At 34.8% G+C, this 25,931-nt stretch carries 25 protein-coding genes and 1 tRNA gene; 15 read left to right on the forward strand and 11 right to left on the reverse strand.

Annotated elements, in window-relative coordinates:
• Positions 1-113 precede the first annotated feature (113 nt).
• Positions 114-2,219: a thioredoxin domain-containing protein gene (locus tag CIT01_01630; GenBank protein AXV36995.1), complete on the reverse strand. Its 2,106-nt coding sequence runs from the start codon at positions 2,217-2,219 to the stop codon at positions 114-116.
• Between the two features lie 344 nt (positions 2,220-2,563).
• Between CIT01_01630 and CIT01_01635 the strand changes: the two genes are divergently transcribed.
• From CIT01_01635 to CIT01_01645, 3 genes are all read left to right on the forward strand, one after another.
• Entirely contained in the window at positions 2,564-3,493 is a 930-nt protein-coding gene (locus CIT01_01635) for a hypothetical protein (GenBank protein ID AXV36996.1), read from the forward strand.
• Between the two features lie 77 nt (positions 3,494-3,570).
• Positions 3,571-4,347: an MBL fold metallo-hydrolase gene (locus CIT01_01640; protein AXV38687.1), complete on the forward strand. Its 777-nt coding sequence runs from the start codon at positions 3,571-3,573 to the stop codon at positions 4,345-4,347.
• Between the two features lie 93 nt (positions 4,348-4,440).
• Positions 4,441-4,513: transfer RNA gene (locus CIT01_01645), tRNA-Thr, on the forward strand.
• A 215-nt stretch (positions 4,514-4,728) separates the two neighbouring features.
• Here CIT01_01645 and CIT01_01650 read toward each other — a convergent pair.
• Together CIT01_01650 and CIT01_01655 are read right to left on the reverse strand one after the other, a co-directional pair.
• Positions 4,729-5,826, reverse strand: coding sequence for a chorismate synthase (locus CIT01_01650; GenBank protein AXV36997.1), 1,098 nt, complete (start codon positions 5,824-5,826; stop codon positions 4,729-4,731).
• A gap of 459 nt (positions 5,827-6,285) precedes the next feature.
• The gene (locus CIT01_01655; protein AXV36998.1) at positions 6,286-6,669 is read right to left on the reverse strand and encodes a hypothetical protein; all 384 of its coding nucleotides are present in this window, start codon (positions 6,667-6,669) and stop codon (positions 6,286-6,288) included.
• Between the two features lie 131 nt (positions 6,670-6,800).
• On the opposite strand from CIT01_01655, the gene CIT01_01660 reads away from it, so the two are divergent.
• The 4 genes from CIT01_01660 to CIT01_01675 all read left to right on the forward strand — a co-directional run bounded on the left by CIT01_01660 (position 6,801) and on the right by CIT01_01675 (position 11,123).
• Complete coding sequence (locus tag CIT01_01660; GenBank protein ID AXV36999.1) at positions 6,801-7,505, forward strand: endonuclease III; 705 nt, start codon at positions 6,801-6,803, stop codon at positions 7,503-7,505.
• A 100-nt stretch (positions 7,506-7,605) separates the two neighbouring features.
• Positions 7,606-8,574 (forward strand): porphobilinogen synthase, encoded by a 969-nt coding sequence (locus CIT01_01665; GenBank protein AXV37000.1) that lies wholly within the window; start codon positions 7,606-7,608, stop codon positions 8,572-8,574.
• 22 nt (positions 8,575-8,596) lie between these two features.
• Positions 8,597-9,505 carry an ATP--dephospho-CoA triphosphoribosyl transferase CitG gene (locus CIT01_01670; GenBank protein AXV37001.1) on the forward strand — a complete coding sequence of 303 codons (909 nt, stop codon included), beginning with the start codon at positions 8,597-8,599 and terminating at the stop codon, positions 9,503-9,505.
• Between the two features lie 67 nt (positions 9,506-9,572).
• Complete coding sequence (locus CIT01_01675) at positions 9,573-11,123, forward strand: phenylalanine--tRNA ligase subunit alpha (protein ID AXV37002.1); 1,551 nt, start codon at positions 9,573-9,575, stop codon at positions 11,121-11,123.
• 28 nt (positions 11,124-11,151) lie between these two features.
• Here CIT01_01675 and CIT01_01680 read toward each other — a convergent pair whose 3' ends face one another.
• The 3 genes from CIT01_01680 to CIT01_01690 all read right to left on the reverse strand — a co-directional run bounded on the left by CIT01_01680 (position 11,152) and on the right by CIT01_01690 (position 14,127).
• Complete coding sequence (locus CIT01_01680) at positions 11,152-11,622, reverse strand: hypothetical protein (protein ID AXV37003.1); 471 nt, start codon at positions 11,620-11,622, stop codon at positions 11,152-11,154.
• Between the two features lie 13 nt (positions 11,623-11,635).
• Entirely contained in the window at positions 11,636-12,553 is a 918-nt protein-coding gene (locus CIT01_01685) for a phosphohydrolase (protein ID AXV37004.1), read from the reverse strand.
• A gap of 62 nt (positions 12,554-12,615) precedes the next feature.
• Positions 12,616-14,127 (reverse strand): RNase J family beta-CASP ribonuclease, encoded by a 1,512-nt coding sequence (locus tag CIT01_01690; GenBank protein ID AXV37005.1) that lies wholly within the window; start codon positions 14,125-14,127, stop codon positions 12,616-12,618.
• Positions 14,128-14,386: 259 nt separating this feature from the next.
• Here CIT01_01690 and CIT01_01695 point away from each other — a divergent pair, with 259 nt between their 5' ends.
• Positions 14,387-15,106, forward strand: coding sequence for a hypothetical protein (locus CIT01_01695; protein AXV37006.1), 720 nt, complete (start codon positions 14,387-14,389; stop codon positions 15,104-15,106).
• Between the two features lie 51 nt (positions 15,107-15,157).
• Here the strand turns inward: CIT01_01695 and CIT01_01700 are convergent, their stop codons facing one another.
• On the reverse strand, positions 15,158-15,556 hold the full coding sequence (locus CIT01_01700; protein AXV37007.1) for a hypothetical protein: 399 nt from the start codon (positions 15,554-15,556) through the stop codon (positions 15,158-15,160).
• A 412-nt stretch (positions 15,557-15,968) separates the two neighbouring features.
• On the opposite strand from CIT01_01700, the gene CIT01_01705 reads away from it, so the two are divergent.
• The gene (locus tag CIT01_01705) at positions 15,969-17,009 is read left to right on the forward strand and encodes a hydroxymethylglutaryl-CoA synthase (protein AXV37008.1); all 1,041 of its coding nucleotides are present in this window, start codon (positions 15,969-15,971) and stop codon (positions 17,007-17,009) included.
• Between the two features lie 12 nt (positions 17,010-17,021).
• Positions 17,022-18,173, forward strand: coding sequence for an acetyl-CoA acetyltransferase (locus tag CIT01_01710; protein ID AXV37009.1), 1,152 nt, complete (start codon positions 17,022-17,024; stop codon positions 18,171-18,173).
• A gap of 99 nt (positions 18,174-18,272) precedes the next feature.
• Here the strand turns inward: CIT01_01710 and CIT01_01715 are convergent, their stop codons facing one another.
• Positions 18,273-18,803 carry a hypothetical protein gene (locus CIT01_01715; GenBank protein ID AXV37010.1) on the reverse strand — a complete coding sequence of 177 codons (531 nt, stop codon included), beginning with the start codon at positions 18,801-18,803 and terminating at the stop codon, positions 18,273-18,275.
• 207 nt (positions 18,804-19,010) lie between these two features.
• Here CIT01_01715 and CIT01_01720 point away from each other — a divergent pair, with 207 nt between their 5' ends.
• The gene (locus tag CIT01_01720; protein AXV37011.1) at positions 19,011-19,586 is read left to right on the forward strand and encodes a hypothetical protein; all 576 of its coding nucleotides are present in this window, start codon (positions 19,011-19,013) and stop codon (positions 19,584-19,586) included.
• 121 nt (positions 19,587-19,707) lie between these two features.
• Here the strand turns inward: CIT01_01720 and CIT01_01725 are convergent, their stop codons facing one another.
• Positions 19,708-20,040, reverse strand: a complete 333-nt coding sequence (locus CIT01_01725; GenBank protein AXV37012.1) for a sulfurtransferase — start codon at positions 20,038-20,040, stop codon at positions 19,708-19,710.
• Positions 20,041-20,131: 91 nt separating this feature from the next.
• Positions 20,132-21,622, reverse strand: coding sequence for a polysaccharide biosynthesis protein (locus CIT01_01730; GenBank protein AXV37013.1), 1,491 nt, complete (start codon positions 21,620-21,622; stop codon positions 20,132-20,134).
• A gap of 375 nt (positions 21,623-21,997) precedes the next feature.
• Here CIT01_01730 and CIT01_01735 point away from each other — a divergent pair, with 375 nt between their 5' ends.
• The 3 genes from CIT01_01735 (at position 21,998) to CIT01_01745 (ending at position 23,256) form a co-directional block, all read left to right on the forward strand.
• On the forward strand, positions 21,998-22,237 hold the full coding sequence (locus tag CIT01_01735) for a photosystem reaction center subunit H (protein ID AXV37014.1): 240 nt from the start codon (positions 21,998-22,000) through the stop codon (positions 22,235-22,237).
• A gap of 63 nt (positions 22,238-22,300) precedes the next feature.
• A complete protein-coding gene (locus CIT01_01740; protein ID AXV38688.1) occupies positions 22,301-22,453 on the forward strand; it encodes an LEA domain-containing protein in 153 nt (50 codons plus the stop codon).
• A 92-nt stretch (positions 22,454-22,545) separates the two neighbouring features.
• On the forward strand, positions 22,546-23,256 hold the full coding sequence (locus tag CIT01_01745) for a hypothetical protein (GenBank protein ID AXV37015.1): 711 nt from the start codon (positions 22,546-22,548) through the stop codon (positions 23,254-23,256).
• Positions 23,257-23,367: 111 nt separating this feature from the next.
• On the opposite strand, the gene CIT01_01750 is transcribed toward CIT01_01745, so the two are convergent.
• Positions 23,368-25,011 carry a thermosome subunit gene (locus CIT01_01750; protein AXV37016.1) on the reverse strand — a complete coding sequence of 548 codons (1,644 nt, stop codon included), beginning with the start codon at positions 25,009-25,011 and terminating at the stop codon, positions 23,368-23,370.
• Between the two features lie 228 nt (positions 25,012-25,239).
• Between CIT01_01750 and CIT01_01755 the strand changes: the two genes are divergently transcribed.
• Positions 25,240-25,845, forward strand: coding sequence for a hypothetical protein (locus CIT01_01755; GenBank protein ID AXV37017.1), 606 nt, complete (start codon positions 25,240-25,242; stop codon positions 25,843-25,845).
• The last annotated feature ends 86 nt before the right edge of the window (positions 25,846-25,931 follow it).

Genomic DNA, 25,931 nt, shown 5'->3' on the forward strand with positions numbered 1-25,931 from the left:
TGATTATGAAATTTTTCATCACGGGAATTATCTTCTTTATCAGCATGTCTTAATTCATGGTCCTTTTTCAAAATTTTTCCCCCATAAAAATTAGCTAATAATGAATCATGTGATTATTTTACGTTTAATAAATCTTTCATCTCATCAATATTTATGGTTGGTTTTTTACATGCTCCTTCAGTACATATATATACCGTGGCTTTACCATTTAGTGGTTTTTTAAAGTTTAATGTTTCAGATATCTGTTTTAGATCATTTGAAAGTTTTCCTTCTTCTCTGAGGATAAGAACTTTATTAGGGAGGAAGTTGTTATAAATAATTTCCAGCATATCTGTTGTATCTTTGAATTTAGGATTTCCAGCTATCACTATTTCATATGATGGTCCTAATTTAAAATCTAATGCCATTAAAAGCTGTGTGTAGGCACTTGGTGATCTTTTAACCTTTTCAGAGAATGTTTTTTCAGTGGATACTGCCTTATCCACATATTCCAGATTTTCGGTTATAACTGCCAATTTCAGTAAATTAAGCATTTGAACTGAGTTTCCAGCAGGTATTGCACTGTCATAACTTTCTTTTTTTCGAACAAGTATCTCTTCAGCATCAGCACTGGTAAAATAGAATCCTCCAGTTTCTGAATCCCAGAACTGTTTAAGGAGGATTTCATTTAACTCCAGTGCCATCTTTAAATATTTTGATTTAAATGTGGTTTCAAACAATTCCAACAAGCCCCATATAAAAAAGGAGTAATCATCCAAATTTCCCATTCCTGTTGCTTCACCGTCACGGTAGCTGTGTATTAATCTACCGTCCTTTAACATGTTCTCCAAGATGAAATCTGCAGCAGAAATTGCAGCTTCCCGGTACTCATCTGCTTTGAAGACTTGGGCACCTTTTGAAAGAGCAGCTATCATTAAGCCGTTCCAGTCAAGTAGTATTTTATCATCTTTGTGCGGGTGTATTCTGCTTTCCCGTGTCTTGAAAAGTTTTTGGCGTGTTTTTTCTATTTTTTTCTCTAATTCTTCTTGAGAAATATTCATTTTTTCTGCAATTTTTGATAGAGACATTTTCAGGTGCAAAATGTTGGTACCTGTCTTTTTAAGAGTTGACTCCTCCTTGAAATTCCCTTCTCCTCTCACATTAAAGATACGGGACATCAACTCGGCATCTTCACCCAATACATCTATAAATTCATTTTTTGTCCACACGTAAAATTTTCCCTCTACTCCCTCACTATCTGCATCCTCTGCTGAGTAAAAACCTCCTTCATTGGATTGCATATCCCTCAAGACATATGTAAAAATTTCTTGGGCCGTTTTTTTGTACAGAGGATTTCGGGTTATTTGGAAAGCCTCAATATATGCTATGGCAATCATGGCTTGGTCATATAACATTTTTTCAAAATGTGGAACCAACCACTGAGGATCCACAGAATATCTATGAAAACCGTGTCCAATATGATCATATATTCCCCCATTTTTCATGGAACTTAAGGTTTTTTCCACCATTTCCAGTGCTTTTTGATCATCATACCTCATATGGTACCTTAAAAGGAACATCAGGTTGTGAGGTGATGGAAACTTCTGGATCATCCCAAATCCGCCGTAATTTTCATCATAACTTTCCTGAAACATTGAATATGCCTTTTTAAGTATTGATTCATCCAGTTGATCTCCAGGAGATGTTAGCGATATTTCCTCTACAACATCAACAATTTTATCGGCAGATTTCAGGGCTTCTTCTGGATTTTTGGACCATAATTCCTTTATGTTTAGGGTTATATCTTTAAGACCGGTGCGACCGTATATGGTATCCTTGGGAATGTATGTCCCAGCAAAAAAGGGTTTTTTATTTGGAGTCATAATAATAGAAAGGGGCCATCCTCCGGTTCCGGTAATTACCTGACAGACCGTCATGTACACACTGTCAATATCTGGTCTCTCCTCCCTATCTACTTTAATAGATATAAAAGTTTCATTCATTAATTGAGCCACATCAGGGTCTTCGAATGATTCATGAGCCATGACATGACACCAGTGACAGGTAGAATATCCTATCGAAAGGAATATAGGTTTATTTTCATCTTTGGCTTTTTGGAATGCCTCTTCACTCCAAGGATACCAGTCCACCGGGTTGTGTGCATGCTGTAATAGATAAGGATTTTTTTCTTTAATCAATTTATTGGTATATTCTGCTTCTTTTTCAGATTTTGGGGACATTTTTGTGCTCCTGCCAGATAAATAATTATTAAGAACTGATTTAAGACAATTTATAGGTTAAATAAAAGATTTATGGAATAATTTTTTAAAAAAAATAGAGACATTGTATCGGTTATTGGCTTAATTTGATAGAGTTATGCATTTATTTATCATTGGTAAATAATATAAAATTTATTATTATACATAAATTCAAAAGTTAAAATGAGGATAGTAAAAAAAATAACTCTAAAAATAATATTAAAATAAAAATGGAAAATTGATATAATACATTATTTCAAATGATTTATGATAAAAAGTCAAAAAAATGAATTTATGATTTATGATAAAATTTCATGGTGATAGGGATGAGCCTTATAATGACTTACATTGGCAGCCACGGATGTGTGATGATTGGTGACAAACGGAGAATAGCTTTTTTTGGAGATAAAGAATTAATCCAAAAACTGGAAGAAGAACTATATTCGGGGAAGATTAAAAATGACGAAGAACTCTTAGAAAGATCCAAAAGCCTTGATGTTACAATTAAAGTAGTGGATGATGCTAAAAAGGTTAGAAGTTTAGGAGATGTGGTTGTTGGAGAAGTAAGATTCAAAACAACCTTCGAAACCCGACGAAAACGGATTTATGCCACCACCAACGGCTATGATATAGTGGAGCTTTTAGGATCAAAGATTGATAAAATTCAGAAGGGTGAAAGTTCTATCATTGTCTTTGGAAATAAAATGACTAAAAAAATTGCCAACGACACCATCCGTGAAAACTGGAAACCCAAAACCAATTTGAAAGATATTGGAGAGTTATTTAAAGTTATTATGGAAGAGATTGCCCTTTTAACTCCTAGTATTAGTAAAGACTACGATTTTTTTGTTAAATCCAAGAATATGAACAATAATGAAGCTCAGAAGCTTCTTAGAGAGACTATTGTGAGGGATGTTAAATTACTGGAGAAATGGCGCAATAAACTGAAAGATGACCTTTTGGAGAAGGCCCGTAGTATCGAAATGGCAAAAAAAATTATAATTGAAGGCCAAATAGGTCAAGTTAGTGGTATTAACGACGATAATATTGAGATTACTTTAAATAATGATATTGAGGCTCTGGACATTGATTGGAATGTGGTGGCCCATACTGGTGAAAAGGTTTCTATGGGTATTAATGATCCCTCTCAGGTTAAAGAGGGGGACTTGGTAGTTATTGAAAAGGAAAACCTATGTATTAAAAGAACCAAATCACAATTAAAATGTGAAGTAATATTATGCAAAGCAGATGAATAGAGCAATTTACTGTGGAAAATACATAATTACATTATGCAAAGCAGGTGAATGGATGAAGTTAATTTTTTTAGGAAGTGGTGGCGGACGCTTTCGCGACCATTACTCAGAAGCGAATGACCGGCGGATTTAGAATAGAAGGGATTGATAATAAAAATCTCCACATAGATCCTGGTCCTGGAGCACTGGTTAGAACTTATCAGTTTGGATTAAATCCAATAAAAACAGACGCAATTCTGGTTTCTCACTCCCACACTGACCACTACAGCGATTCAGAAGTTATGATAGAAGCTATGACCCGCGGTGTAACCCGAAAAAAGGGTGCTGTTTTTGGTAGTTTAAGTGTTATTGAAGGTTTTAAACATTGGGGACCCTGTATATCTAAGTATCATCTTAGCAAACCCGAAGTGACTATTTTAGGTGCTAATAAAACCCGTAACCTGGGAAATATAAAGATTAAAGGAACTAAAACTGTCCATGGAGATCCAACAGGAGTGGGTTTCCAGCTGCAGACTGAAGATTTAACTATTTCCTATACTTCAGATACAGAATACTTTGAAAAGTTACATGATTATCATAGTGGTGCAGATATATTAATTGCCAGTGTTATCAGACCATCTAATGAAAGAATTCGTGGCCATATGTGTACCGAAGATTTCATTAAACTGGTAGATGAAGTATCACCTAAACTTGCTATTATGACTCATCTGGGAATGAAGATGGTAATGAACAATGCTGATGGGGAAGCAGAAATAGTAAAACAAAAAACCGGTGTTAACACTATTGCTGCAAGTGACGGATTAAAAATTGATTTAGATGCCTACATTTCCAAACAACAAACTTTAGACGCATTTTAAATTATTCAGATTTGATGAAAAAAACTTTTAAATAAATTGATTACAAATTTTTAAACTAAAAACAAACCTTATTTAAAATAAAAATATATATTTGCCCTGGTAGCTTAGTCGGTAGAGCGCGGGATTCGTAATCCCGAGGTCGCGGGTTCAATTCCCGCCCAGGGCTTTATAAATGTTAATCTCTTTTTATATTTCTAATATCTCATCAACCACCATTTTACCCCCACAAGCACAGGAATTTATAAGATCACCTACTAAATAGGGTGGACGGTTCCCAGAAACTTCAAATTCTTCTTCTTCATTGCATAAACTACAACTGGCTTTTACAATCCATTCCATATAAACACCTTCTCTGGTAAATTAATAGATAAATGACTATTTTTACACGTCTAATTTAGAGGGGTGTATGAAACCTCCCCTTATTAAATGATCCGCTAATATAATAGCAACTGAAGCCTCGGCAACACTGGTTACCCTAGGACATATGCAAGGATCATGACGTCCTTTGATTTCTATTTCAACATCTTCCATTTTAGTAAGATCAACAGTTTTTTGAATCTTGGATATAGATGGTGTGGGTTTAACTGCCATTCTAACCATTATAGGCATTCCATTAGATATACCACCTAATATTCCTCCAGCCTGGTTGGTTGTTGTTCTTATTCCATTTTTAGATACGTAGTATTCATCGTTCACCCCGTAGGCAGTAAGGGTGGAAACTTCAAATCCTGCTCCAATTTCAACTCCTTTAACCGATCCAATAGACATTAATGCCTTGGCTAGATCTCCATCTAATTTATCGAAAACTGGTTCACCCATACCTGCTGGTGGATTTAAAACCACAGTTTCTACAATCCCACCTATTGAATCTCCTTCATCTCTAACTTTTAGAATTAATTCCTCCATTTTTCTAGCGGCAAAAGGATCAGCGCATCTTACTGGATTTTCTTTTATTTTTAATTCTATCTGGTTAATGTTCACTATATCAGCTTTTATATCGCCAATTTGAGTAACATGGGATATTACTTTTATGTCATGTGATTTTAGGAGCTTTTTTGCTACTGCTCCCCCTATGACCTGGCCGATTGTGGTTCTTCCACTTCCACGGCCTCCTCCACGATAATCGTAATGTCCATATTTATTGATCCAGCAAAAGTCGCCGTGTCCTGGTCTTGGTTTGTCCTTTAATGATTCATAAACTGATGAATCCACGTCTTTATTAAATACCACAGCTGCAATTGGGGTTCCATCAGTTTTTCCATGGAATACTCCAGATAAAAGTTGTACTTGGTCAGTTTCACCTCTGGAGGTGGTTATATCACTGGTACCTGGCCTTCTTTTATCAAGTTCATTCTGTATATCTGTGCTGGATAATTCCAGACCTGCTGGACATCCATCAACCACGGCACCAAGTGCTGTGCCATGGCTTGAACCAAAAGTTGTAACCTTAAATATCTGGCCGATTGTATTTCCTGACATGGATCAATTCCCCATTGGGCATTTAAATTTTATTTTATAAACATAATTTAACTATATTATGCTATAATATCTAGCTTTACTTTTATTAATAGATAACAAATAACAAAAAAATACATTCCAGTTTTAACGTTTTTAAAAAAACCCATTTTTGATCGACCATAAAATGGAATGCCCATTTTTAGCCCAAAATAGGATTATATCTATCATTTTTTTGCATGAACAATACAATGAGTACCATTTACTCTGGAAATAATATTTCCCTTTTCATCTTTGAAAAATTCATTTTCTAAATCTTCAAAGTCTAAATTTTAAACTAAAGTTAAATCATAATTTATCCTCTTTAAATTTCTAATCACTATTTAACAAATTATAACCTGAGGTAAATCTGATCCGCTTATCAATCAATATTCAGTTATTTTAGTTAATTAAAACCAATATCAACACAAAAGACTCAATTTTTCAATTAATGTCTTCAATAAGGATTATTTTATCATCCTCAAATTTGAAAATTGATTTACCTTCTATTTTAATAGTTTCTCCAGCTTTAGGTCCATCAGGAATATCCATGGCTAGTACTCCAGTGAAGTCTATTTTATTTTCTAGCTGGTTGCCTTCAATTTTCTGTTGGATTATTTTCATTTCCCTTTTTTTGAAGAGGTCTACTGCTTTTTCAGCCTGAGTTTTGAGGTTTTCTTTTCCTTGAATCCTAAGGTTGACTTGGCCCTGAGCAATGTTTTTAAATTCAACATCATCATGAATGTGTTTAATCATTTCTTCCACGTCAAAATCATTATAAGCACGGATATATTTATCAACGATTTCTTTCATACCTTTTTCATCCATAATAACTATCCCCTTGACCTTATCCTAATTTGTATCATAAATCTTCTTAAATTTATACTAAAAGCTTGCTAATTTTACCTTCTATTTATTTTGTATAATTTTATATAGATTTCAATTGCTATTTATTAATTATGAGTAAACCTAATAATCAGATACGATTGATCTATCATGAACTGTTCAATCTTTACGGACCCCAGGGGTGGTGGCCCTTACTGAATCACCATGATTCTAAGGTGGATAAATCTGGAAGTTTGAAAGGTTATCATCCTGGAAATTATGATCTACCATGTGCTACCAACGAAGTTTATGAGGTGATCTTGGGCTCAATTTTAACCCAGAATACATCCTGGCTCCAGGCTGAAAAGGCTCTTTTGAATTTGAATGGATTAAATGTTATAAAACCTGGCCGATTCATGGAACTGGATCAAGAAAGCCTAAAATCGCTGATTAAATGTGCTGGATTTTTAAATCAAAAAGCTGTATATCTAAAGGAAATTACCAAATTTTTTTTATCATTAAAGGGCAGAACGCCCACAAGAAAAGAGTTACTTGAGGTTAAGGGGGTTGGAAATGAAACTGCAGATTCAATACTCCTTTATGCTTATAAACAGCCAGAATTTGTGGTTGATGCTTACACAAAACGTATATTTTCACATTTAGGATTGGTGGATGAGAATGTGAAATATATGGATTTAAAGGAATTATTTGAATCCAGCCTACCTAAAGATATGGCAGTTTACAATGAGTACCATGCTTTAATAGTGGAACATGCTAAAAGATATTATCAGAAAAAACCTTATGGAGAAAATGATCCCCTCCAAAATTTGTTGAAATAATTAAAAAATTAACTTATTTATAAAAAAAGTTCTAATTAAATAAAATTATTCTTCTAAAAAAATTTATTAATTGGCTTTGAATAAATTATTTGGTGGTAAAATGCAGTTTCCAATCACAAGAATGAGAAGACTTAGAAAAAATGCTCAAATAAGAAAAATTTTAAGTGAAACAAGTTTAAATGCAGAAAATTTCATATATCCCATGTTCATTAAGGAAGAACTAAAAGATGGAGAAAAAGAGGCTATAAAAACCATGCCTGGCCAGTACAGATATTCTCTAAACGATGCGATGGAGGAAGCAAAAAAACTGGAAGATATGGGTCTGTGTTCTGTCTTACTATTTGGAATGCCCAGTAAAAAGGATGAATTTGGTTCCCAAGCATATGACGAAGAGGGAATAGTTCAGCAAGCTGTGGGCCTTTTTAGGGATGAAACTGATCTGGTGATTGTAACTGATGTGTGTATGTGCCAGTACACTTCCCATGGCCACTGCGGAATTGTGGAAGAAGATGTGATCCTAAATGATGAAACACTGGATTATCTATCCCAAATTGCACTAAGTCATGCCGAAGCAGGTGCAGATATTGTAGCACCTTCAGATATGATGGATGGCCGGGTGATGGCCATAAGAGAAATTCTGGATGAATACGGATTTTATGATACCCTGATCATGTCTTATGCTGCCAAGTATGCTTCTTCATTCTACGCACCCTTTAGAGATGCAGTAAGTTCAGCTCCGTCATTTGGTGACCGAAAAACATACCAAATGAACCCTGCCAATTCTATCGAAGCTTTAAGAGAAGCTGAAATGGACATAGTCGAAGGGGCAGATATAATAATGGTAAAACCCGCCCTGGCCTACCTGGACATAATTAAAGACATTAAAACCGAATTTAATATTCCAACTGCCGCTTACCAAGTAAGTGGAGAATACTCCATGCTAAAAGCAGGTATTGAAGCCGGATACTTGACTGAAGATTCCATCTTAGAATCATTGCTGTCCATTAAAAGGGCTGGTGCAGACCTAATAATATCCCATTTCGCCCCTTATTTCCTGGGGAAAGGATAATATTAATAATTAGAGGAAAATAATGGATCCTGTTCTAATAAGCAAAGCAGCCCAAATAGCATCAGTACTGGAAGTAAGCGGACATCCTAAACCAGGTAATGTACACCGAACCCAAGACTTTGATGACATGGTATTTGAAGACTTTCTAATCAGTGGCATTGTTATTGGAGATGAAATAAAAAAGGCTGCTAAAAGGGGACTTAAATATCAAGGCAGAAAAGACAAATTCAACCAAATCCACCTAGGAAAATTGATAAAGCAAGCTGTCCTTGAAACTGATAAATGGATTGCTAACAATACCAATCTCGGTATTATAATGCTTCTAACTCCCATCTCAGCTGCAGCAGGTATGAGTACTGATCTGGATGATCTTCGAACCAACGTGGATAAAATAATGAAAGCCACCACGTCCCAGGATGCAGTTAACTTATACGATGCTATAAACATTGCTGATGCTGGGGGAATGGGAGAACAAGAAGATCTAGATGTTTCAAGCCAGAAATCCAAGAACTCCCTTCTAGAGCAGGATATCAGTATGTTCGATGTTCTTAAGATTTCATCTGAATGGGATTTATTAGCCTTTGAACTTACTAATAAAATGCCAGTGACATTTGAGGTGGGTTATCCAACATTTTTAAATCATAAAACAGAACACGGTATAAACAGAGCCACAGTTCAAACATTTTTAACCATCCTCGCCAATTATCCCGATACCCTGATCAGCCGGAAGTATGGAAATAGTGTAGCTAGTAAAGTTTCACAGGATGCAAAGATTATATTGGAAAAAGGGGGAATATTAACTGATAAAGGCCTAAACATGTTGGAATCATTTGATCACGACCTTATGGATAACAAGTTAAATCCCGGTACCACTGCTGATCTAACCGCATCATCCATAATGGTGGCCATTTTAAGCGAATTAATGGATTAAAATTTATAAATATATTCAATTTAAATTAAAAATAAAAGATTAAAGATAATATTACTTGGTGTTTTTAATGGATGCAAAGCTGCAGAGAACTATCAATGAGTTACACATATACGAAAAGAAAATTTTGAAAGCTTTAGAAAAACTGAACTATGAAGCCACCCCCGAGGAAGTTTCCAAGTTTCAGGATATGAACATTAAATCTGTGATGAGTGCAGCCGGCTCTTTAGAATCCAAAAAACTCATAGAAGTTCACAAGGTTACTGATGAAGTTATCAGCCTCAGTCAAACTGGTAAAAAATACGCCCAGGAAGGATTGCCCGAACGTAAAATACTCCAAATACTGGATAAAGAAGAATCCATGCCCATGGGTGATCTAAAAGATAAAGCTCAGCTTGAAACTTCAGAGGTCAAAATAGCTATTGGCTGGCTTTTAAAGAAGAAATGGGCCCTTATTGACAAAGGTATGGTGAAAATCACCCCAGAAGGTAGAAATGCAGTTGATGAAGAATACAAGGACGAAACAGTACTGGAAAACCTACTGGAAAAACAGAAAATGCTTCTTTTCAACCCCCCTCAAATTATCAAAGAAGGATTTGATCTCCTAAAAAAGCGGAAGGGTATAATTAATATTAAAAAAGAGCCCAAATACACATTCAAAGTAACAGATGAAGGAAAAAAACTCCTAGATATAGGTATAGACATCACCAAAGAGGCCACCCAGTTAACCCATGAACAGTTAAAAACCGGTTCATGGAAATCTCTGAAATACAGAGGATATGATATTAACGCCGAACATCCAGAAATTTATCCAGGAAAGATTCATCCCTTAAGAAGGATTATTGAAGATATCAGGAAAACATTTTTAGAGATGGGTTTCACTGAATCCCGTGGTTCAATTTTAGAGTCTGCTTTCTGGAATTTTGACTGCCTCTTCCAGCCCCAGGATCACGCAGCCCGGGAGATGCAAGATACATTTTATATTAAAAATCCACAACATGTGAAACTTCCCGGTGAAAAACTGGTATCTAAAGTCTCAGAAGCCCATGAAACTGGTGGAAGTACTGGTTCTGAGGGTTGGGGTTACTTGTGGGATGTGGATGTGGCCAAACAATCGGTTCTCAGAACCCACACCACCTGTGTATCTGCCCGATTTCTGGCTGAAAATAAACCTCCATTGAAGATGTTCTCAGTTGGACGGGTTTTCAGAAGGGAAACCATAACTTACAAGCACCTTCCTGAGTTTCATCAGGTTGAAGGAATAGTGGCTTCAGAAGACATTAACTTCAGAAATCTTTTAGGAATACTGAAAGAGTTCTATCATAAATTAGGCTTTGAAGTACGATTCAGACCAGCTTACTTCCCATACACTTATCTTTCTACAGAATGCGAGATTTATCTTCCTGAAAAGGAATCATGGGTAGAACTGGGAGGAGCGGGAATGTTTCGACCAGAGGTACTGGAACCACTAGGTGTTGAAACACCAGTAGCTGCATTTGGTCTGGGAATAGAAAGACTGGCCTTGAAACAACTAGAAATAAATGACATAAGAATGCTTTATAAGAGTGATATTGGCTGGTTGAGAAAACTTCCAGTTACCAGAGAAATTTCCCTAGACTGATAAAAAAAATAATTAAATCCCCTTATTTTTAGGGGTTCACCTGGTAATATTCCCCATCACTCTTTCTCACTTTTTTTATCAACCCCTTAATTTCCAGGGATATGATTATATGGTACATTCTAAAGGTGCTGAGATTCAGATCCCCGTAAAGCAAGTGGCCCTCTAAAACATGCCGGGATACCATAGAAGAGTCATCAGTAATACTTTTTATAATATCAAAAGCTTTCATCTCTAACTGGTTCAACTCCTCCTTTTTAACATCAGCCCTGGAATCAACTACCTGGACCTTGTGATCATTATCTTTAAACATGACATGATCATTATTTACACGAACAACTAATTTTTTGTCAATTAAAAGGCTTATTATCTCTTTGACTTCATGTTCAGACATGTTTAAATCCATTTTCAGAATATTAGGGGATATTCCTCCACCAAATTCTGCCTGGAAATATTTTATCTGATCTAGAACAATGTTTTCCTTTTTGGTAATGGTAATCATAAAATTCACTTAACTATTTTCTTACAGGATTCTGCAGCATGCCTTTGACTTTAGCATCCAGGTTGTCGGCATGGTGCAATGCCACTGCCTCAGGTATTTGAGGACTTACTGGTGAACCCCAACCATTTTTCACATCACCGTGATGGCTTAAAATCAGATGGAGGAGTTTGTTTTTTACATTTTCAGGCATTTCTATTTTTTTAAGTTTCTCATTAACCATTTCACATGATATAAAGAGGTGGTCCAGTAATTCACCCTCCTCAGACAGAGTAATACAGGTTGCATATTTATTATATTGATAGGCATCCAATTTTCCTATATCATGGAGAATAGCTCCAGTGTATAATAGATCAGCATCTAAATCAGGATAAAATTCACAAATTTGTTTACAAAGTTTTAAAACTCCTACAGTATGTTCTAACAGTCCCGCTATATAGTTGTGGTGATAAAATTTAGCTGATGGTGAATCATAAAATCGGAGTGTGAATTTTTCATCATCAAAAAAACAAACTAATAACTCCTTTAAATGTTCATCTTTAATATTATCTATAGTGTTTTTTATTTCCATGATTAATTCATACTGATCCTGATCAGAGGTTATGATAAAATCATTTAAATCATATTTACCATCAGATAATTCATCAAAATCTTTAATTATTATATTGAACTGCCCAGAACCCCTTGGAAACTCGTTTACTGTTCCTTCGATTTCATAAACTTCGCCTTCATCTAGGGATTCCATGGTTTCTTTCACATTTTCGGCAAAAATTCTTCCTATGATTTCACCGGTATTATCGGAAAGCCTTAAATCTATATAGAATTTATTGTTTTTACCTTTTTTCAGGGTTTTTTCTGATATCACAAACATGGATTTGATAGGCCTTCGTGAATCTAAATTTTTAACAAAATCTTCCTCTGATTTACTGGACATTTTGATCTCCTCAATAATTATTACTTTTTGTAGTATAAATATTATTAATGAAATTAAATAATTTAATGATGATCTAAATCTCTCCTATGGGAGAGCTCAGGGTTAATCACATCAATCCCATTATCTTTCAAAACTGAAAATTCCTCTTTTTTATTTGTGTGGATGGGATAAACCGTTTCTGGTTGTATTTCTCTTATCATGTTAAGTATTTCAGTTCCATTGGCATGTCCTGATGCATGCATTCCCTCTTCAATCAGCTTCAGATTAAAGTGATCCAGCCAGTTTAGGGCTTTCTTATAATCAATTTCCATCTCATCATCAAAGGGTTCGGTAACTGATCTAATATATAATCCCTCCTCTGGTTTGATGTCAATTAATTCCTTTAACTCAAAAAAGTCGCAGCGGAACATGTAGTTTTCTGGTTCTTCTTTAAGGTCTTTATAGTTAATGGTATTATTCCAGTCCAAGAAATCTCTTTCCCATTTATCATAATCTGTCTTAACATGATACTGGTCAATGCCCAGGGCACATGTCCATTCTTCACCAAAACAGGCAAATGATTCATCTCCAAGTAAGCCCCAACCTTTACGGGGAGTGTATACTACCACATCATCAATTTTAGGGTAATCACTACCATAGAAAAGGTTCAGCATGTAGGCCTGTTTCAAATTTACAACCAGTTTACGATCAACATTACAGGCCACCTCATAAAAAGTTAAAAGCCGATCCAAATCCCTTATAGGATAGTTTATAACCACTAGTCCATTATAACTGGATATAAGTTCTGTGGCATTGTTTTTTATGTCCTCTTCAGTTACACTAGTAGTTTCTGCAATTCGTGTCCCTTCTGAAAGCATGACCGTAGGATCGGCCTTTTTTGCCTCTTTAACAAATTTTTTTGTTAATTCTGGCCTCTTTCCATGAAATCTTAAATCTCCAGTATATATGATTGCATCATTCTCATTTTCCAGTATAAATCCAGTTGCACCTGGAAGAGAATGATCCACTGGAACGCTTTTAACTGAAAAATCCCCTAAATCATAATTCTTGTAGGGTTTCATTACATTTATATTCCTTTTAACCCGTGCCAGGTCCCCTTGAAGTCTTTTATATCCTTCACCTCTTTTTTTAGGTATAAACTGGAAATCTTTCTTTAAAGTGATTAAATCCGTAAATGAAACACTAGTGGTCTTCTCCAGGACTTTCATAATGAGGTAAGACTGTTCAGTTAGGAATATGGGAATATCTTCTCTTAAATGATGTACATAAGCAGAGTGATCCATGTGGGCATGGCTTAATAATACTCCATCAACAGAAGGTTTATCTGTACTGTGCAGGCCAGAATGTTTGAGGTAATCCTCCCTGTATATCCCCTTTATCTCAGGGAGTAATCCGAATTCAATAAAATCTAATATGCCGTTGGCTTTTCGGGGCTGTAAAAATTCTGCAAAGTATTTGTTAGCTTGAGAAAAGCTCATCCCAAAATCAAGAAAAAGGGAAGTATCCTGAAAACTGGTTAATATTTTGTTTCCACCAATCTCGTCAACTCCACCATAAAAATCTAAACTGGTCATCTTTATAATTCCTTTTATAACTCTTTATTTAGTGTATTATAATTCATTAAAACATATGCAATATAGGTAAATTAAAATTGTATAATAAAATATATTTATTAAATATAATAATAATGGTGTTTTATTTAATTCAAATTTATCAACATGTTTGGAACCAGGCCATTTTAAACTTATAAAAAGATCCAATAACAAAAAGACCTGGAATTTATTCATAAAGGTTTATATAACCCTAAATTCTTACAAAATAAAGTGGTTTTCAATGTCAAAAATTATAAAATTACTGCAATTAATTGTATTAATCGGATTTCTAGTAGCTATTTTTTTCCTGATCCAAGGCCAACCAGTTGAAAATATCCAACCAATTAAAGGTGTAATTGTACTTCCCACACCAGAAACAACTGGAAACATATCAGTGGAGGATGCCATAAATAAAAGGAAATCAATTAGCACTTACCAGAATAAATCTTTAACTTTAAAAGATATTTCACAGCTTTTATGGGCAGCCCAGGGAATCACTGACAAAGAAAAAAACATTAGAACAGTTCCCTCTGCCGGAGCAACCTATCCATTGGAGATTTATATTCTTACCGGAACTAATGGAGTAAATGGTCTGGAAAGTGGATTATACCATTATAATCCCCTTAAAAACCAATTAGAATATATAATGAAAGGTGATCTACGAGTAAACCTTTCAAGTACAGCTTATGGACAGGGTGGTATTGCAAATGCCCCTGCCATAATCATAATCACCGGAGTGTACTCCCGCACCCAGAACAGATATGGGGATCGTGGTATTCAATTTGTCCATATGGAAGCAGGTCACGCCGGTCAAAATCTTTACCTGCAAGCCCAGGCACTGGATCTGGGTATGGTGTTAATTGGCGGATTTTCCAACAAAGACGCACAGAAAATCTTGAAATTACCCTCCGATCAGGAAGTACTATATCTAATACCGGTTGGACATCCCACCAATAGTTAAAAAAAATATTATTAAGCTTATTAGTGACTATCCAATCGTTTATTAGATTAATTAACTACTACCTGATTTTTTATTAGTATTAAATATTCTAAGGGATACATATGCTATCAATCCACCTACTAAACCGTATATAACAGCTGCTATTATTCTTATTAATACTGCTTCTGTAAGTAACAGAATACTGTTCCAGTTGGGAAGACTAACTTGTCCACCATGAACTGCTATGGAATATATGAGATAAAATAACATAAATACCACTCCAATAACTAATCCAATCATTAATGAGTATTTAACATTAAATTCTCTTTTAAAAAAGTTTGACAAAAATGCACCTACCACCGGTCCAAAAAACCATGCTAACAAGGGAGCATTGACCAGTATCAGGACTATGGATATTGCACTGCCAATTAATATTGATTTAGTGTCTATGGATAGTTCTTTTATATTCATGTTAAATCTCCTTTCTTCTGCCACGTGTAAATTACCCCAATTTATACACTTATTATCTTATTTAAATCCTTGATAAATATTTATTAAGATATTTAATATTAGTAGAGGTTGTATATAGATTTAAGAAATTCATAGCATATAAACTACACGAAAAGGTATAGATTAGTGTATCCATTTATCTATGGAGAATATGGATATTATTACCTTGAATTTAACCGTTTAAGGGAAATTTATTACAATTCCCATAACAAAGTTTATAAGTTTGTTTTAAGAATATTAAACCACTAAATTTTTTATTGAATTTTTAGATTTCATAAATAAAAGACGAATTAGAATATAATTACAGTTTCAAGTGGTAAAAAATTCTGCTTAAAATTGTTACACAAATTAATGATTTTGGTCGTGATATTGAATGTCAGGAATTGTAGGATATGGAGTTTATATACCTTCATACAGAATTAAAGTTGAAGAAATAGCCCGAGTATGGGGAGACAACCCTAAGGCAATTTCAAGAGGACTAGTAGTAAATGAAAAATCAGTACCAGGTCCCGATGAGGATACAGCAACCATATCAGTGGAAGCTGCAAGAAACGCCCTTAAAAGGGCTACGATAGACCCCCAAAAAATTGGGGCCGTTTATGTCGGTTCAGAATCCCATCCTTATGCTGTAAAACCAACCTCAACCATCGTTGCAGAGGCAGTGGAGGCAGCACCAGATATGACTGCAGCTGATTTGGAATTTGCATGTAAAGCCGGAACTGCAGGTATGCAGATTTGTATGGGACTGGTTGACTCAGGAATGATTGAATATGGGTTGGCAGTTGGATCAGACACAGCCCAGGGTGCACCTGGTGATGCACTAGAATACACAGCATCAGCCGGTGGAGCAGCCTATGTTATCGGTAAAAAAGATACAATAGCCAACTTTGAAGAAACATACAGTTACACCACTGACACACCTGATTTTTATAGAAGGGAGGGTCAACCCTATCCACGGCACGGTGGACGGTTCACAGGAGAGCCAGCATACTTCAAACATGTATTATCTGCAGCCAAAGGATTGTTGGAACGCTTAAATAAAGATGCCTCTGACTTTGACCACGTGGTCTTCCACCAACCCAATGGAAAGTTCTATTTAAGGGCAGCTAAAAAATTAGGATTTAACAATGAACAGGCAAAAACCGGACTTTTAACACCAGTAATTGGGAATACATACTCTGGAGCCACTCCACTTGGACTGGCCGCCATACTGGACATTGCTAATCCTGGTGATAAGATACTTGTTGTAAGTTACGGTTCTGGTGCTGGAAGTGACGCTTTCAGCATAGAGGTAACTGATAAGATCGAAAAACAGAGAGAAGCTGCACCAAAAGTAGCAGATATGATTGAGAGAAAATCTTACGTTGACTACGCAGTTTATGCTAAATATAAAGGAAAATTAAGGATGGCCTAGGGGGCGATTAATTTGAGAGATGTTGCAATTATAGGAGTAGCACAAACCAAGTTCGGAGAATTGTGGGACACATCATTTAGAGATATGATAACTGATGCAGGACTAGGAGCAATCCAGGATGCAAACATAGAAGGAGCAGATTTGGAGGCGATGTATGTAGGAAACATGTCTGCAGGGCTGTTTGTCGGGCAGGAACATATTGCTTCTTTGATAGCTGACCATGCCGGCCTAACACCAATTCCCTGTGCTAGAGTAGAAGCAGCCTGTGCCTCAGGTGGATTAGCATTAAGGAACGGTATTATGGCAGTAGCTTCCGGCTACCACGACATTGTAATTTCAGCTGGTGTGGAAAAGATGACCGATGTTGTTGACCCAACACCAATGATAGCCAGTGCCTCAGATCAGGAATGGGAAGCCCAACAGGGAGTAACATTCCCTTCACTATATGCTATGATGGCACGGCGCCATATGTACGAGTACGGGACTACTCGTGAACAATTAGCCATGTTTTCTGTAATAAATCACAAAAATGCATCAAACAATCCCCGGGCACAATTTCCAATGGAGATAACTGTAGACCAGGTACTTAACTCGACTATGGTGGCCGATCCTTTAAGATTATTGGATTGTTCACCAGTATCTGATGGTGCAGCTGCTGTAATTTTATGTCCAGCAGAGGATGCTAAAAAGTATACAGATACACCAGTTTATGTTAAGGCTTCGGCCCAGGCTTCTGGTACCCTTGCCTTACATGATAGAAAAAGTTTAACCACTATTGATGCCACGGTAAATGCAGTCCAAACAGCCTATAAAATGGCTAAAATGGAGCCAAAAAATATTGGTGCAGTTGAAGTACACGACTGTTTCAGTATAAATGGACTTTTGGCAATAGAAGATCTGGGTTTTGTAGAAAAAGGAAAAGCAGGAATTGCTGTTGAAGAGGGAATGACTGAAATCGATGGTAAAATACCTGTAAATCCATCAGGTGGACTTAAAGCAAGGGGTCACCCACTTGGTGCAACTGGTATTGCCCAGACAGCTGAAATTGTATGGCAACTTCGTGGTGAGGCTGGTAAAAGACAGATTGAAGGTCTAGAAACCGGTATGACCCACAATATTGGTGGAACTGGTGGAACTGCTGCAGTTCATATTCTGTCACTTTAAAAAATAGGTTAACCTTGAGAATTAAGGATTCTTAGGGTTTAATTTATATTATTTCTTTTTTTATTTTGAATAAAATTTTTCTTCTCTAATTAACCTACATTATTGAACTGTAATTTTTATGGCTCTAGAATCTGATCCACCCATACTGTCATTTACTGTAAAAGTTACATTGTATTCTTTATCGTCTTCTTCTGTAGGAGTCCAAGAAAATTTACCACTTAAAGAATCAAGATTGGCACTAGCTGGTCCATTAATCATAGTGTAATTCAAATTATAATTAGCAGTACTAATACCTGCTACTGTAAATTCTAAAGTTTTACCCACACTATTCAACTGATCTTCAAGTGGGAACATTACAGTCCGGTTCGGTGTCCCCATTCGGTGACCTATAAAACCAGCAATTCCACCAACCGCAGCACTTGCCACTCCAATTAAGCCTTCCATTTTTTCTGAAAACCCTATACTCACAATTATGGCAATTAATGCCACTGCCGTTAATCCTATGAGTCCCAAAGCCTGTACTTTATGACGGCTGCGCATATTAAGGCTTTGCACTTTCCAGGCAAATATTGCAGTTACTAAAACTAAGATTGCTCCAATTATTATCAAAATTTCCACATATTGTTCCAAAAATAATCCCCCTATTAATATATGAATTATTATTATACTAATTTTTTATGATAATTATCCCCAAGCCACTGAATAAAAAATATATTGAAAAATAATTCAAAAACTATGACTACCTATAAATTAGATCAAATTTTAAACCCAAAGCAATATATTTAATTAACACATTAATGTTCTATCTCTAAAAAATAGAAATAAGGAGGTTTTTATTTGGATAAGAAATATATTGCCCTAATTATCGTGGCCCTGGTTGTAATTATAGGTGTAGGAGGATATTTTACATACCAGGAGCATCAATCTAGTAATTATAACAATTATCTTAAAAAATCAGATGGTTTATGGTTAGATGCTAGATCATCTTTTACACAAATCAATATGGAAAATGAATCATCTAAAACTAATATCAACTATATCAATGACTCTATCAACTTCACAGATCAAGCTATTAATAGTACCCAGGAAATGATGAAAATTGCTCCGGATAATGCAACCAAAAAATTTGCCAAGATAAGAATAGAACAATTCCAGGAATCTAAAAAGATAATGGGACTTTATCAACAAATAATCGGAAAAATGCAAACCGGTGGAGTAGAAGAAGCAATAAAAACTGCCAATTCACTTGAAACACAATTAACCACCAGTACCCAGAAGTTAGATTCTCTACAAAATCAATTAATTGAATTGGTCAATTCGAACCCATCACTTAAAAATCGTTTAATAACTGTTTTAGGTGAAGAAAGAGTAGATGAAATGATAAAAAAGCCTGAAAACTCAGGAAACGGTTGAATCAATTTACTCTTTATTTTTTTAATTAATTGAATATAAAATCATTTATGAAATAATTTAAGTAAAATAAAATTAATTTTTAATTTTTCATCCATTTAAAAGATAATAGTGTATTATAAGATTAAGGAATTACTGTAGGCAAACCCATTGTTTTCCATCTCATTATTCCTCCTAAAAGATTATAAATCTCTTTAAAGCCCATAATACTCATCAAATCCATGGCACTCTTACTTCTAACCCCACTTCTACAATAAATTAAATAAAAATTATCCTTGTTCAGTTTTTCCAATTCATCTTTAAAATTAGCTGAATAATAATCCAGGAGCACTGCTCCTTTTATATGGTCTTCATTAAATTCTGCAGGAGTTCTAACATCCAGTACAATAAAATTAGAATTATTACAATTTTCTTCTATTATATTTAAAGCTTCTTGGGGGTTTACATCCATTAACATATTTTTACCACTTACCTGTTTTTAATATTATTTTTACCAGATGCTAAAAATAATTTTCCAATCAAAATATTAAAAAAGTGAATATCAACTTTTAATTATTTTTAAATCCTAAAATAGGCCGGGTTAACCTTTCTAGTACATCCCTTAAAATATCCTTAAAAAGTAGTAATTCTTCCCGACGAATACCTCCTAATAACCATAATAGAACCACATAAACTAAAAATGATAAAACTACTCCGAAAAGAATATTTAATGGCCCAATTGGATTTAGAATTACCAATAACCCTGACATCAATATTGATGCCACAATAGTTTTAGAAATAAATCCAAAGTAAAAATTGCACCTTAAAAATTTAAAAGAATAGTGTAGGGTGACAATAAAAGCAAATAAATACACTAAGAGAGTGGTAACTGCTATTCCAATTATTCCAAAATAAAAACCAAATGTAAGATCCATTACTAAATTAAGGACAATAGAAATCAACCATATATTCCCAGTTATCTGAGTTTTCCTCTCCAAAAATATTATCTGACTTATGATACCATAAAGTCCAAAGAACAATCCTCCTACAGCCACTATAGGCGTTATAAGATAACCATTAAGGGCCATATTGGGAGTGGATAAAAGTAGGAGGAGAGGTTTAGATAGTATGGTCAGTATAAACACTGACGGTATGGCCATTATTAAAAAAAATTTAATAGAATGGTTAATTAATGATTTAATCCTTCTCACATTATTTTGGGCATAATACTGGGAAAGTATAGGCAGTAAAACCGTATAAAATGGAGATAATAGTATGGATATAATGCTTCCCAGTAAGTATCCCCCAGAGTAGTATCCTACAAATGACAATCCAAGAAGAAGTCCAATGAGATACCGATCAGTTATATCCAGTATCCAAAAAGATATATTACTGGGTATGGTAGGCAAACCAAAATTTAAATAAGCTCTAATATTATGAAATTTTGGTAAAGTGAAACCTATCTTGGAGATGATAAGTAGATACATTGCAGCAAAAATGATGATTTGAGCTATTAAAAATCCAAATACTGCTCCTGTGATGCCGTAACCTAAAAATAATGAAAATGAAACAATAATAATTATTAGATATGCATTTAAAAATGTGAAAAAGGAATAAGATTTCATCTGATTAAATGTTCTAAAAAAATCAAATGATAACAGAATTAATCCTGCGATAAATATGCATACTGGCAGTACCAGGGATACTATAAAATTTCCCTGAAATAATACGTCTGCTATGGGCTGGTAAAATATTAGGAGTAGTACTGCCACAAATAGACAACCCATTATCACCAGGAAAGCTATGGTATAAAATGTTTCTTTTATCTCCTCCGGGTTTTGGGATGCTGATAAAAATCGTACCATGGTATAAGGAAGGCCCAAAGCAGCAATTGCCGGGATTAAAGTAATGGTATTATTAAACTGTATCCAAATACCATAGTTTGCTGCTCCCAAGCTTTTGGAGATGATTGGCAGCAAAATAAGGGGACTCAAACTTACCAGTATACTGGTTATTCCCACTAAAATAATTTGTTTTACAAAATATTTGTATTCATCAATAATTACACAACCAAAAATGTTGTGTTACACTCATATCAATACATTATATGTTAATTATATACATTAACTAATGACATGATAAAAATTTTCACTGTTTTTTTATTTTTATAATATGGAATTTGGAACTGTTTCTCCTAGTTAAATTATATTTCAGATAAAATAATCAAATTAATCTCTGAATAATGTAATAATTTTCAATTTATATTCTCATTCTATCATATTAAATAGATAATTGGTTGTATAGCAGAATTTAATTGATACCTATTTCTTTTTTTAAAATAATCGTTCATTATATTAAGTGCTTAAAACATAGTTATACTAAAAAATAAGCAGTAATAATTAGGTATTTAAAGAATGATGTGGAGGTATGAATCTATGAAAGTAGTTGAGGCTGTGATTGGTAAAGAAGTTATAGATGAATCTGGTGATCAGGTAGGTATAGTGGAGGATATCAATTGGAACTTTGAAGATAACAGGATCGAATCTATTATACTAAAAGAAGCAGGTATATCTGCCAAAATAGGGTTAGGCGATGAGAAAATTGTAAGTTATGAAATGATCAAGACCATTGGAGACAAAGTATTGATTAAAGGCCTGCTTTTAGCTAAGAAATAATTGTAGATATAATGAGTGATGATTTTTTTAGATAAAAAAAGTTAAAAAGGAGAGATGATGAATATGGGAGATTTAAAAGGGAAAATTAAAGAAAAAAAAGGAGAAGTAAAAGGTAAAGCAAAAGAAATGGAAGGAGAATTAAAAGGCAAAGTTAAAGAAACTGAAGGTAAAATGAAAGGTAAAATGAAAGGTAAAATTAAGGAAGAAAAAGAATAATAAAAGCCAATATTGAATAAAATCGACATCAAGAGACTAATTTTATGACCCATTTTAATAGATATTCCAAGGTATAATTGGGGGGATAAGTTATGGTTAATGAGGAAATAGTTGAATCAAAAGATGAAATGAAAAAAAAGATGGAAAAAATGAAAGAAGAAGCTTCAAAAAAGAAAGAAAAAATAAAAGAAACAACAGGTAACGTCAAAGAAGACATCAGCAAAAAAAAGGAAGATGTAAGTGAAAATATAGAAGAGATAAAAGAAGAGGCTTCAAAAAAGAAAGAAAAAATAAAAGAAACAACTGGTGAAATCAAAAAAGAGGCTGTTGAACAAAAAAATAAACTAGAAGAAGAGAGTGAAGCAGAAGGTATGACTCCTCCAGAAAAATTATTAAATGATATTGTAAAAGGTTTCCAACAAAGAACAGGGGAAATTAACGAAACTATAGCCGATTATGCAAAAGAGTATAAAGGTTCAAAAATCAAAAAACCATTGATTGATGTTTTAGAAACCAATGAAACTATAATAATCATAGCCGACCTTCCTAAAGTAAAAAAAGAAGATCTTGATATTGGTATCTCCAGAAATATTGTAGAAATCGCCACAAAATTCAAAGAAGATGTTGATATTGAAGGTGCAAAATTCATACAAAAAGAGAGAAGTTATGGTGAAACCAAACGTTCAATAAATTTGTCAAGTGATATAAAAATTAAGGAAGTTTCTGCCAAATTAAAAGACTGTACACTAACAATTACACTCCCTAAAGCCGAAAAAGATGTAGCTAAAGTACAAATAGAATAATATTCAACTAGTTGATTTTTGATGTAGAATACATCAAGAATTATATTTTTTTAGATTCGTTTTAGATTTTAAATTAAAAAATAAAAAAGTAAAGGTTTTTTAACCTTTATCTTACATCATTGGTGGCATTCCACCCGGCATTCCACCCATACCTTCCATTCCTTCCATGTCAGGTTGTCCTCCAGTGCCGCTAGATGCAATTACATCGTCAATTCTTAGAATCATTTCGGCAGCTTCGGCAGCAGATTGTATAGCCTGTTTTTTAACCCTGTGAGGTTCAATTACACCAGCCTCGTACATGTCAGCAACATCACCTTCAAACACGTTTAATCCCATGTATGAGGAGGTTTCGTGTGCTGCTCTTAAATCCACCAGAGAATCAATACTGTCCAATCCTGCGTTTTCAGCTAAGGTTTTTGGAACAACTTCCAATGCTTCTGCAAATGCAGTTACTGCTAATTGTTCTCTTCCACTTATGGATTCAGCGTAATCTTTGAGTTTTTTGGCCAGTTCTATTTCAGGTGCTCCTCCACCAGCTACTACTTTTCCATCTTCTACGGTAGCTGCGACCACACCAATTGCATCGTCAACTGCTCTTTCAATCTCGTCTACCACGTGGTTAGTGGATCCTCTAACTAGTAGGGTTACTGCTTTTGCTTCTTTGCAGTCTTCTACGAAAATCATTTCTTCGCCAGAAATTCTCTTCTCAGAAACTAATCCTGCTTCTCCAATGTCTGCGGCAGATAAATCTTCGATATTGCTTACTACTTTAGCACCGGTTGCTTTGGATAGTTTGTCTATGTCTGATTTTTTAACTCTCCTAACAGCCATTACATCTGCTTTAGCTAGGTAGTGCTGTGCTAGGTCGTCTATTCCTTTTTGACAGAATAGAACTTGTGCTCCGCTGTCTACGATTTTGGTGACCATGTCTTTGATCATTTGTTCTTCTTGTTCAATGAATGCTTGCATCTGTGTTGGGTCAGTGATTCTGATTTCTGCATCTACTTCAGTTTCTTTTACTTCGATTGCAGAGTTTAAGAGTGCGATTTTGGCATTATCTACTTTTTTAGGCATTCCAGGGTGTACTCTTTCTTTGTCAATTATTACACCTTGGACTAGGGTTGATTCGTCTACTACTGCGCCGTCTTTTTTCTCGATTTTAATGTGATCTGTGTCAACGTCGCCGTTTTCCTGTACCTGTTTTACAGCATCTACTACTAGTTCTGCTAGTGGTCTTCTTGCTTTTTCAGTTCCTTTACCAGTCATTGCAGTCATTGCTACTTTTATGAGGGTGTCTTTATCATCTGCTTCAATTGCGATTGAATTTAAGATTTCTTGTGCTTTTTCAGCGGCTTGTCTGTAACCCATTGCAACGATGGTTGGGTGTATGTCCTGGTCCAGTAAGTTTTCTGCTTTTTTGAGTAATTCTCCAGCAATGATTACTGCAGTTGTGGTTCCATCCCCTACTTCATCTTCTTGGGTTTTAGCCACTTCTACTAACATCTTAGCTGCAGGGTGTTCAATGTCCATTTCCTTTAGAATGGTTACTCCGTCATTTGTGACTACTATGTCACCTAGGGAGTCTACTAACATCTTGTCCATTCCTTTCGGACCTAAAGTTGTTCTTACTGTTTCAGCTAGAACTTTTCCAGCCATTATATTCATTCTTTGGGCATCTCTTCCTAATAATCTACTTGTACCTTCTGGTAATACTAAAATTGGTTGGCCTTGGCCAGCACCAAATTGTTGTGCCATCTATTTCACCTCTCTTGTTTGTAATTTATCGATGGGTTAGAGGTTCTATAAATAGTTTTGGGTAGATTATTTTATATAGTTCATAAAAAAAGGAGTAACCCCACACCCTCTTAAAGTAAGCTGAAAGGATTATAAATTATTTATTTGAAGAAAAACACTGATTAATTGATAAATATAATGTTTATAATACATAGTTCAATTATTTAATAGTATATAAATAGAACCGTGATGAGAATGATTGACTTAACCCACAAATTGTATAATAAAATGCCAGTATATCCAGGCGACCCACCAGTTAAAATTGGAGAGATTAAAAATCACCACATGGATGAATATTCCCTCTATAAATTCCAAGGAAACATGCATATGGGCACCCATCTGGATGCACCCTACCACTTCCAAAAAGGTGGAAGGAAAATTTCAGACTTGAAACTCAATGAACTAATTCAAAAAGCCAGAATCATCGATGTTGATAGTAAGAAGATAAAAGTAAAACACTTAAAATTCTTAAATGACGAAAAGGTTATTATTTTCAGGACTGGGTGGTCAAGTAAATGGGGAAAAGATGAATACTTCATTAAAAATCCCTATTTATCCTCAAAATGTGCGAATTATCTTGTAGAACTGTGTGTTAAAGGCATTGGGATTGATGCCCCCAGTGTTGATCCTTTTGGTGATACATCCAATCACAAAACTCTCTTATCCCATGATATTTGGATATTGGAAAACCTAACCAATCTAGATAAAATCTACCATGATCAGTTTAAAATTTATATCATTCCCCTACTTCTTGAGACAGAAAGTTCTCCAGTAAGGGCCTTTGCTGACCTATAATCTTTACAGAATTGAATACGAAATCAAAATAATAATTATAAAATGATAACAGCTTAATACAGTAATTATCAAAAATAGTATAGATC

The sequence above is a fragment of the Methanobacterium sp. BRmetb2 genome (assembly GCA_003491285.1).
Lineage (GTDB): Archaea > Methanobacteriota > Methanobacteria > Methanobacteriales > Methanobacteriaceae > UBA117.

Bases quoted from the DNA above. Each gene is read 5' to 3' on its own strand.
- CIT01_01630 (AXV36995.1), bottom strand. From the start codon at position 2,219: ATGTCCCCAAAATCTGAAAAAGAAGCAGAATATACCAATAAATTGATT.
- CIT01_01635 (AXV36996.1), top strand. From the start codon at position 2,564: ATGAGCCTTATAATGACTTACATTGGCAGCCACGGATGTGTGATGATT.
- CIT01_01650 (AXV36997.1), bottom strand. From the start codon at position 5,826: ATGTCAGGAAATACAATCGGCCAGATATTTAAGGTTACAACTTTTGGT.
- CIT01_01655 (AXV36998.1), bottom strand. From the start codon at position 6,669: ATGGATGAAAAAGGTATGAAAGAAATCGTTGATAAATATATCCGTGCT.
- CIT01_01660 (AXV36999.1), top strand. From the start codon at position 6,801: ATGAGTAAACCTAATAATCAGATACGATTGATCTATCATGAACTGTTC.
- CIT01_01665 (AXV37000.1), top strand. From the start codon at position 7,606: ATGCAGTTTCCAATCACAAGAATGAGAAGACTTAGAAAAAATGCTCAA.
- CIT01_01670 (AXV37001.1), top strand. From the start codon at position 8,597: ATGGATCCTGTTCTAATAAGCAAAGCAGCCCAAATAGCATCAGTACTG.
- CIT01_01675 (AXV37002.1), top strand. From the start codon at position 9,573: ATGGATGCAAAGCTGCAGAGAACTATCAATGAGTTACACATATACGAA.
- CIT01_01680 (AXV37003.1), bottom strand. From the start codon at position 11,622: ATGATTACCATTACCAAAAAGGAAAACATTGTTCTAGATCAGATAAAA.
- CIT01_01685 (AXV37004.1), bottom strand. From the start codon at position 12,553: ATGTCCAGTAAATCAGAGGAAGATTTTGTTAAAAATTTAGATTCACGA.
- CIT01_01690 (AXV37005.1), bottom strand. From the start codon at position 14,127: ATGACCAGTTTAGATTTTTATGGTGGAGTTGACGAGATTGGTGGAAAC.
- CIT01_01695 (AXV37006.1), top strand. From the start codon at position 14,387: ATGTCAAAAATTATAAAATTACTGCAATTAATTGTATTAATCGGATTT.
- CIT01_01700 (AXV37007.1), bottom strand. From the start codon at position 15,556: ATGAATATAAAAGAACTATCCATAGACACTAAATCAATATTAATTGGC.
- CIT01_01705 (AXV37008.1), top strand. From the start codon at position 15,969: ATGTCAGGAATTGTAGGATATGGAGTTTATATACCTTCATACAGAATT.
- CIT01_01725 (AXV37012.1), bottom strand. From the start codon at position 20,040: ATGTTAATGGATGTAAACCCCCAAGAAGCTTTAAATATAATAGAAGAA.
- CIT01_01735 (AXV37014.1), top strand. From the start codon at position 21,998: ATGAAAGTAGTTGAGGCTGTGATTGGTAAAGAAGTTATAGATGAATCT.
- CIT01_01740 (AXV38688.1), top strand. From the start codon at position 22,301: ATGGGAGATTTAAAAGGGAAAATTAAAGAAAAAAAAGGAGAAGTAAAA.
- CIT01_01745 (AXV37015.1), top strand. From the start codon at position 22,546: ATGGTTAATGAGGAAATAGTTGAATCAAAAGATGAAATGAAAAAAAAG.
- CIT01_01750 (AXV37016.1), bottom strand. From the start codon at position 25,011: ATGGCACAACAATTTGGTGCTGGCCAAGGCCAACCAATTTTAGTATTA.
- CIT01_01755 (AXV37017.1), top strand. From the start codon at position 25,240: ATGAGAATGATTGACTTAACCCACAAATTGTATAATAAAATGCCAGTA.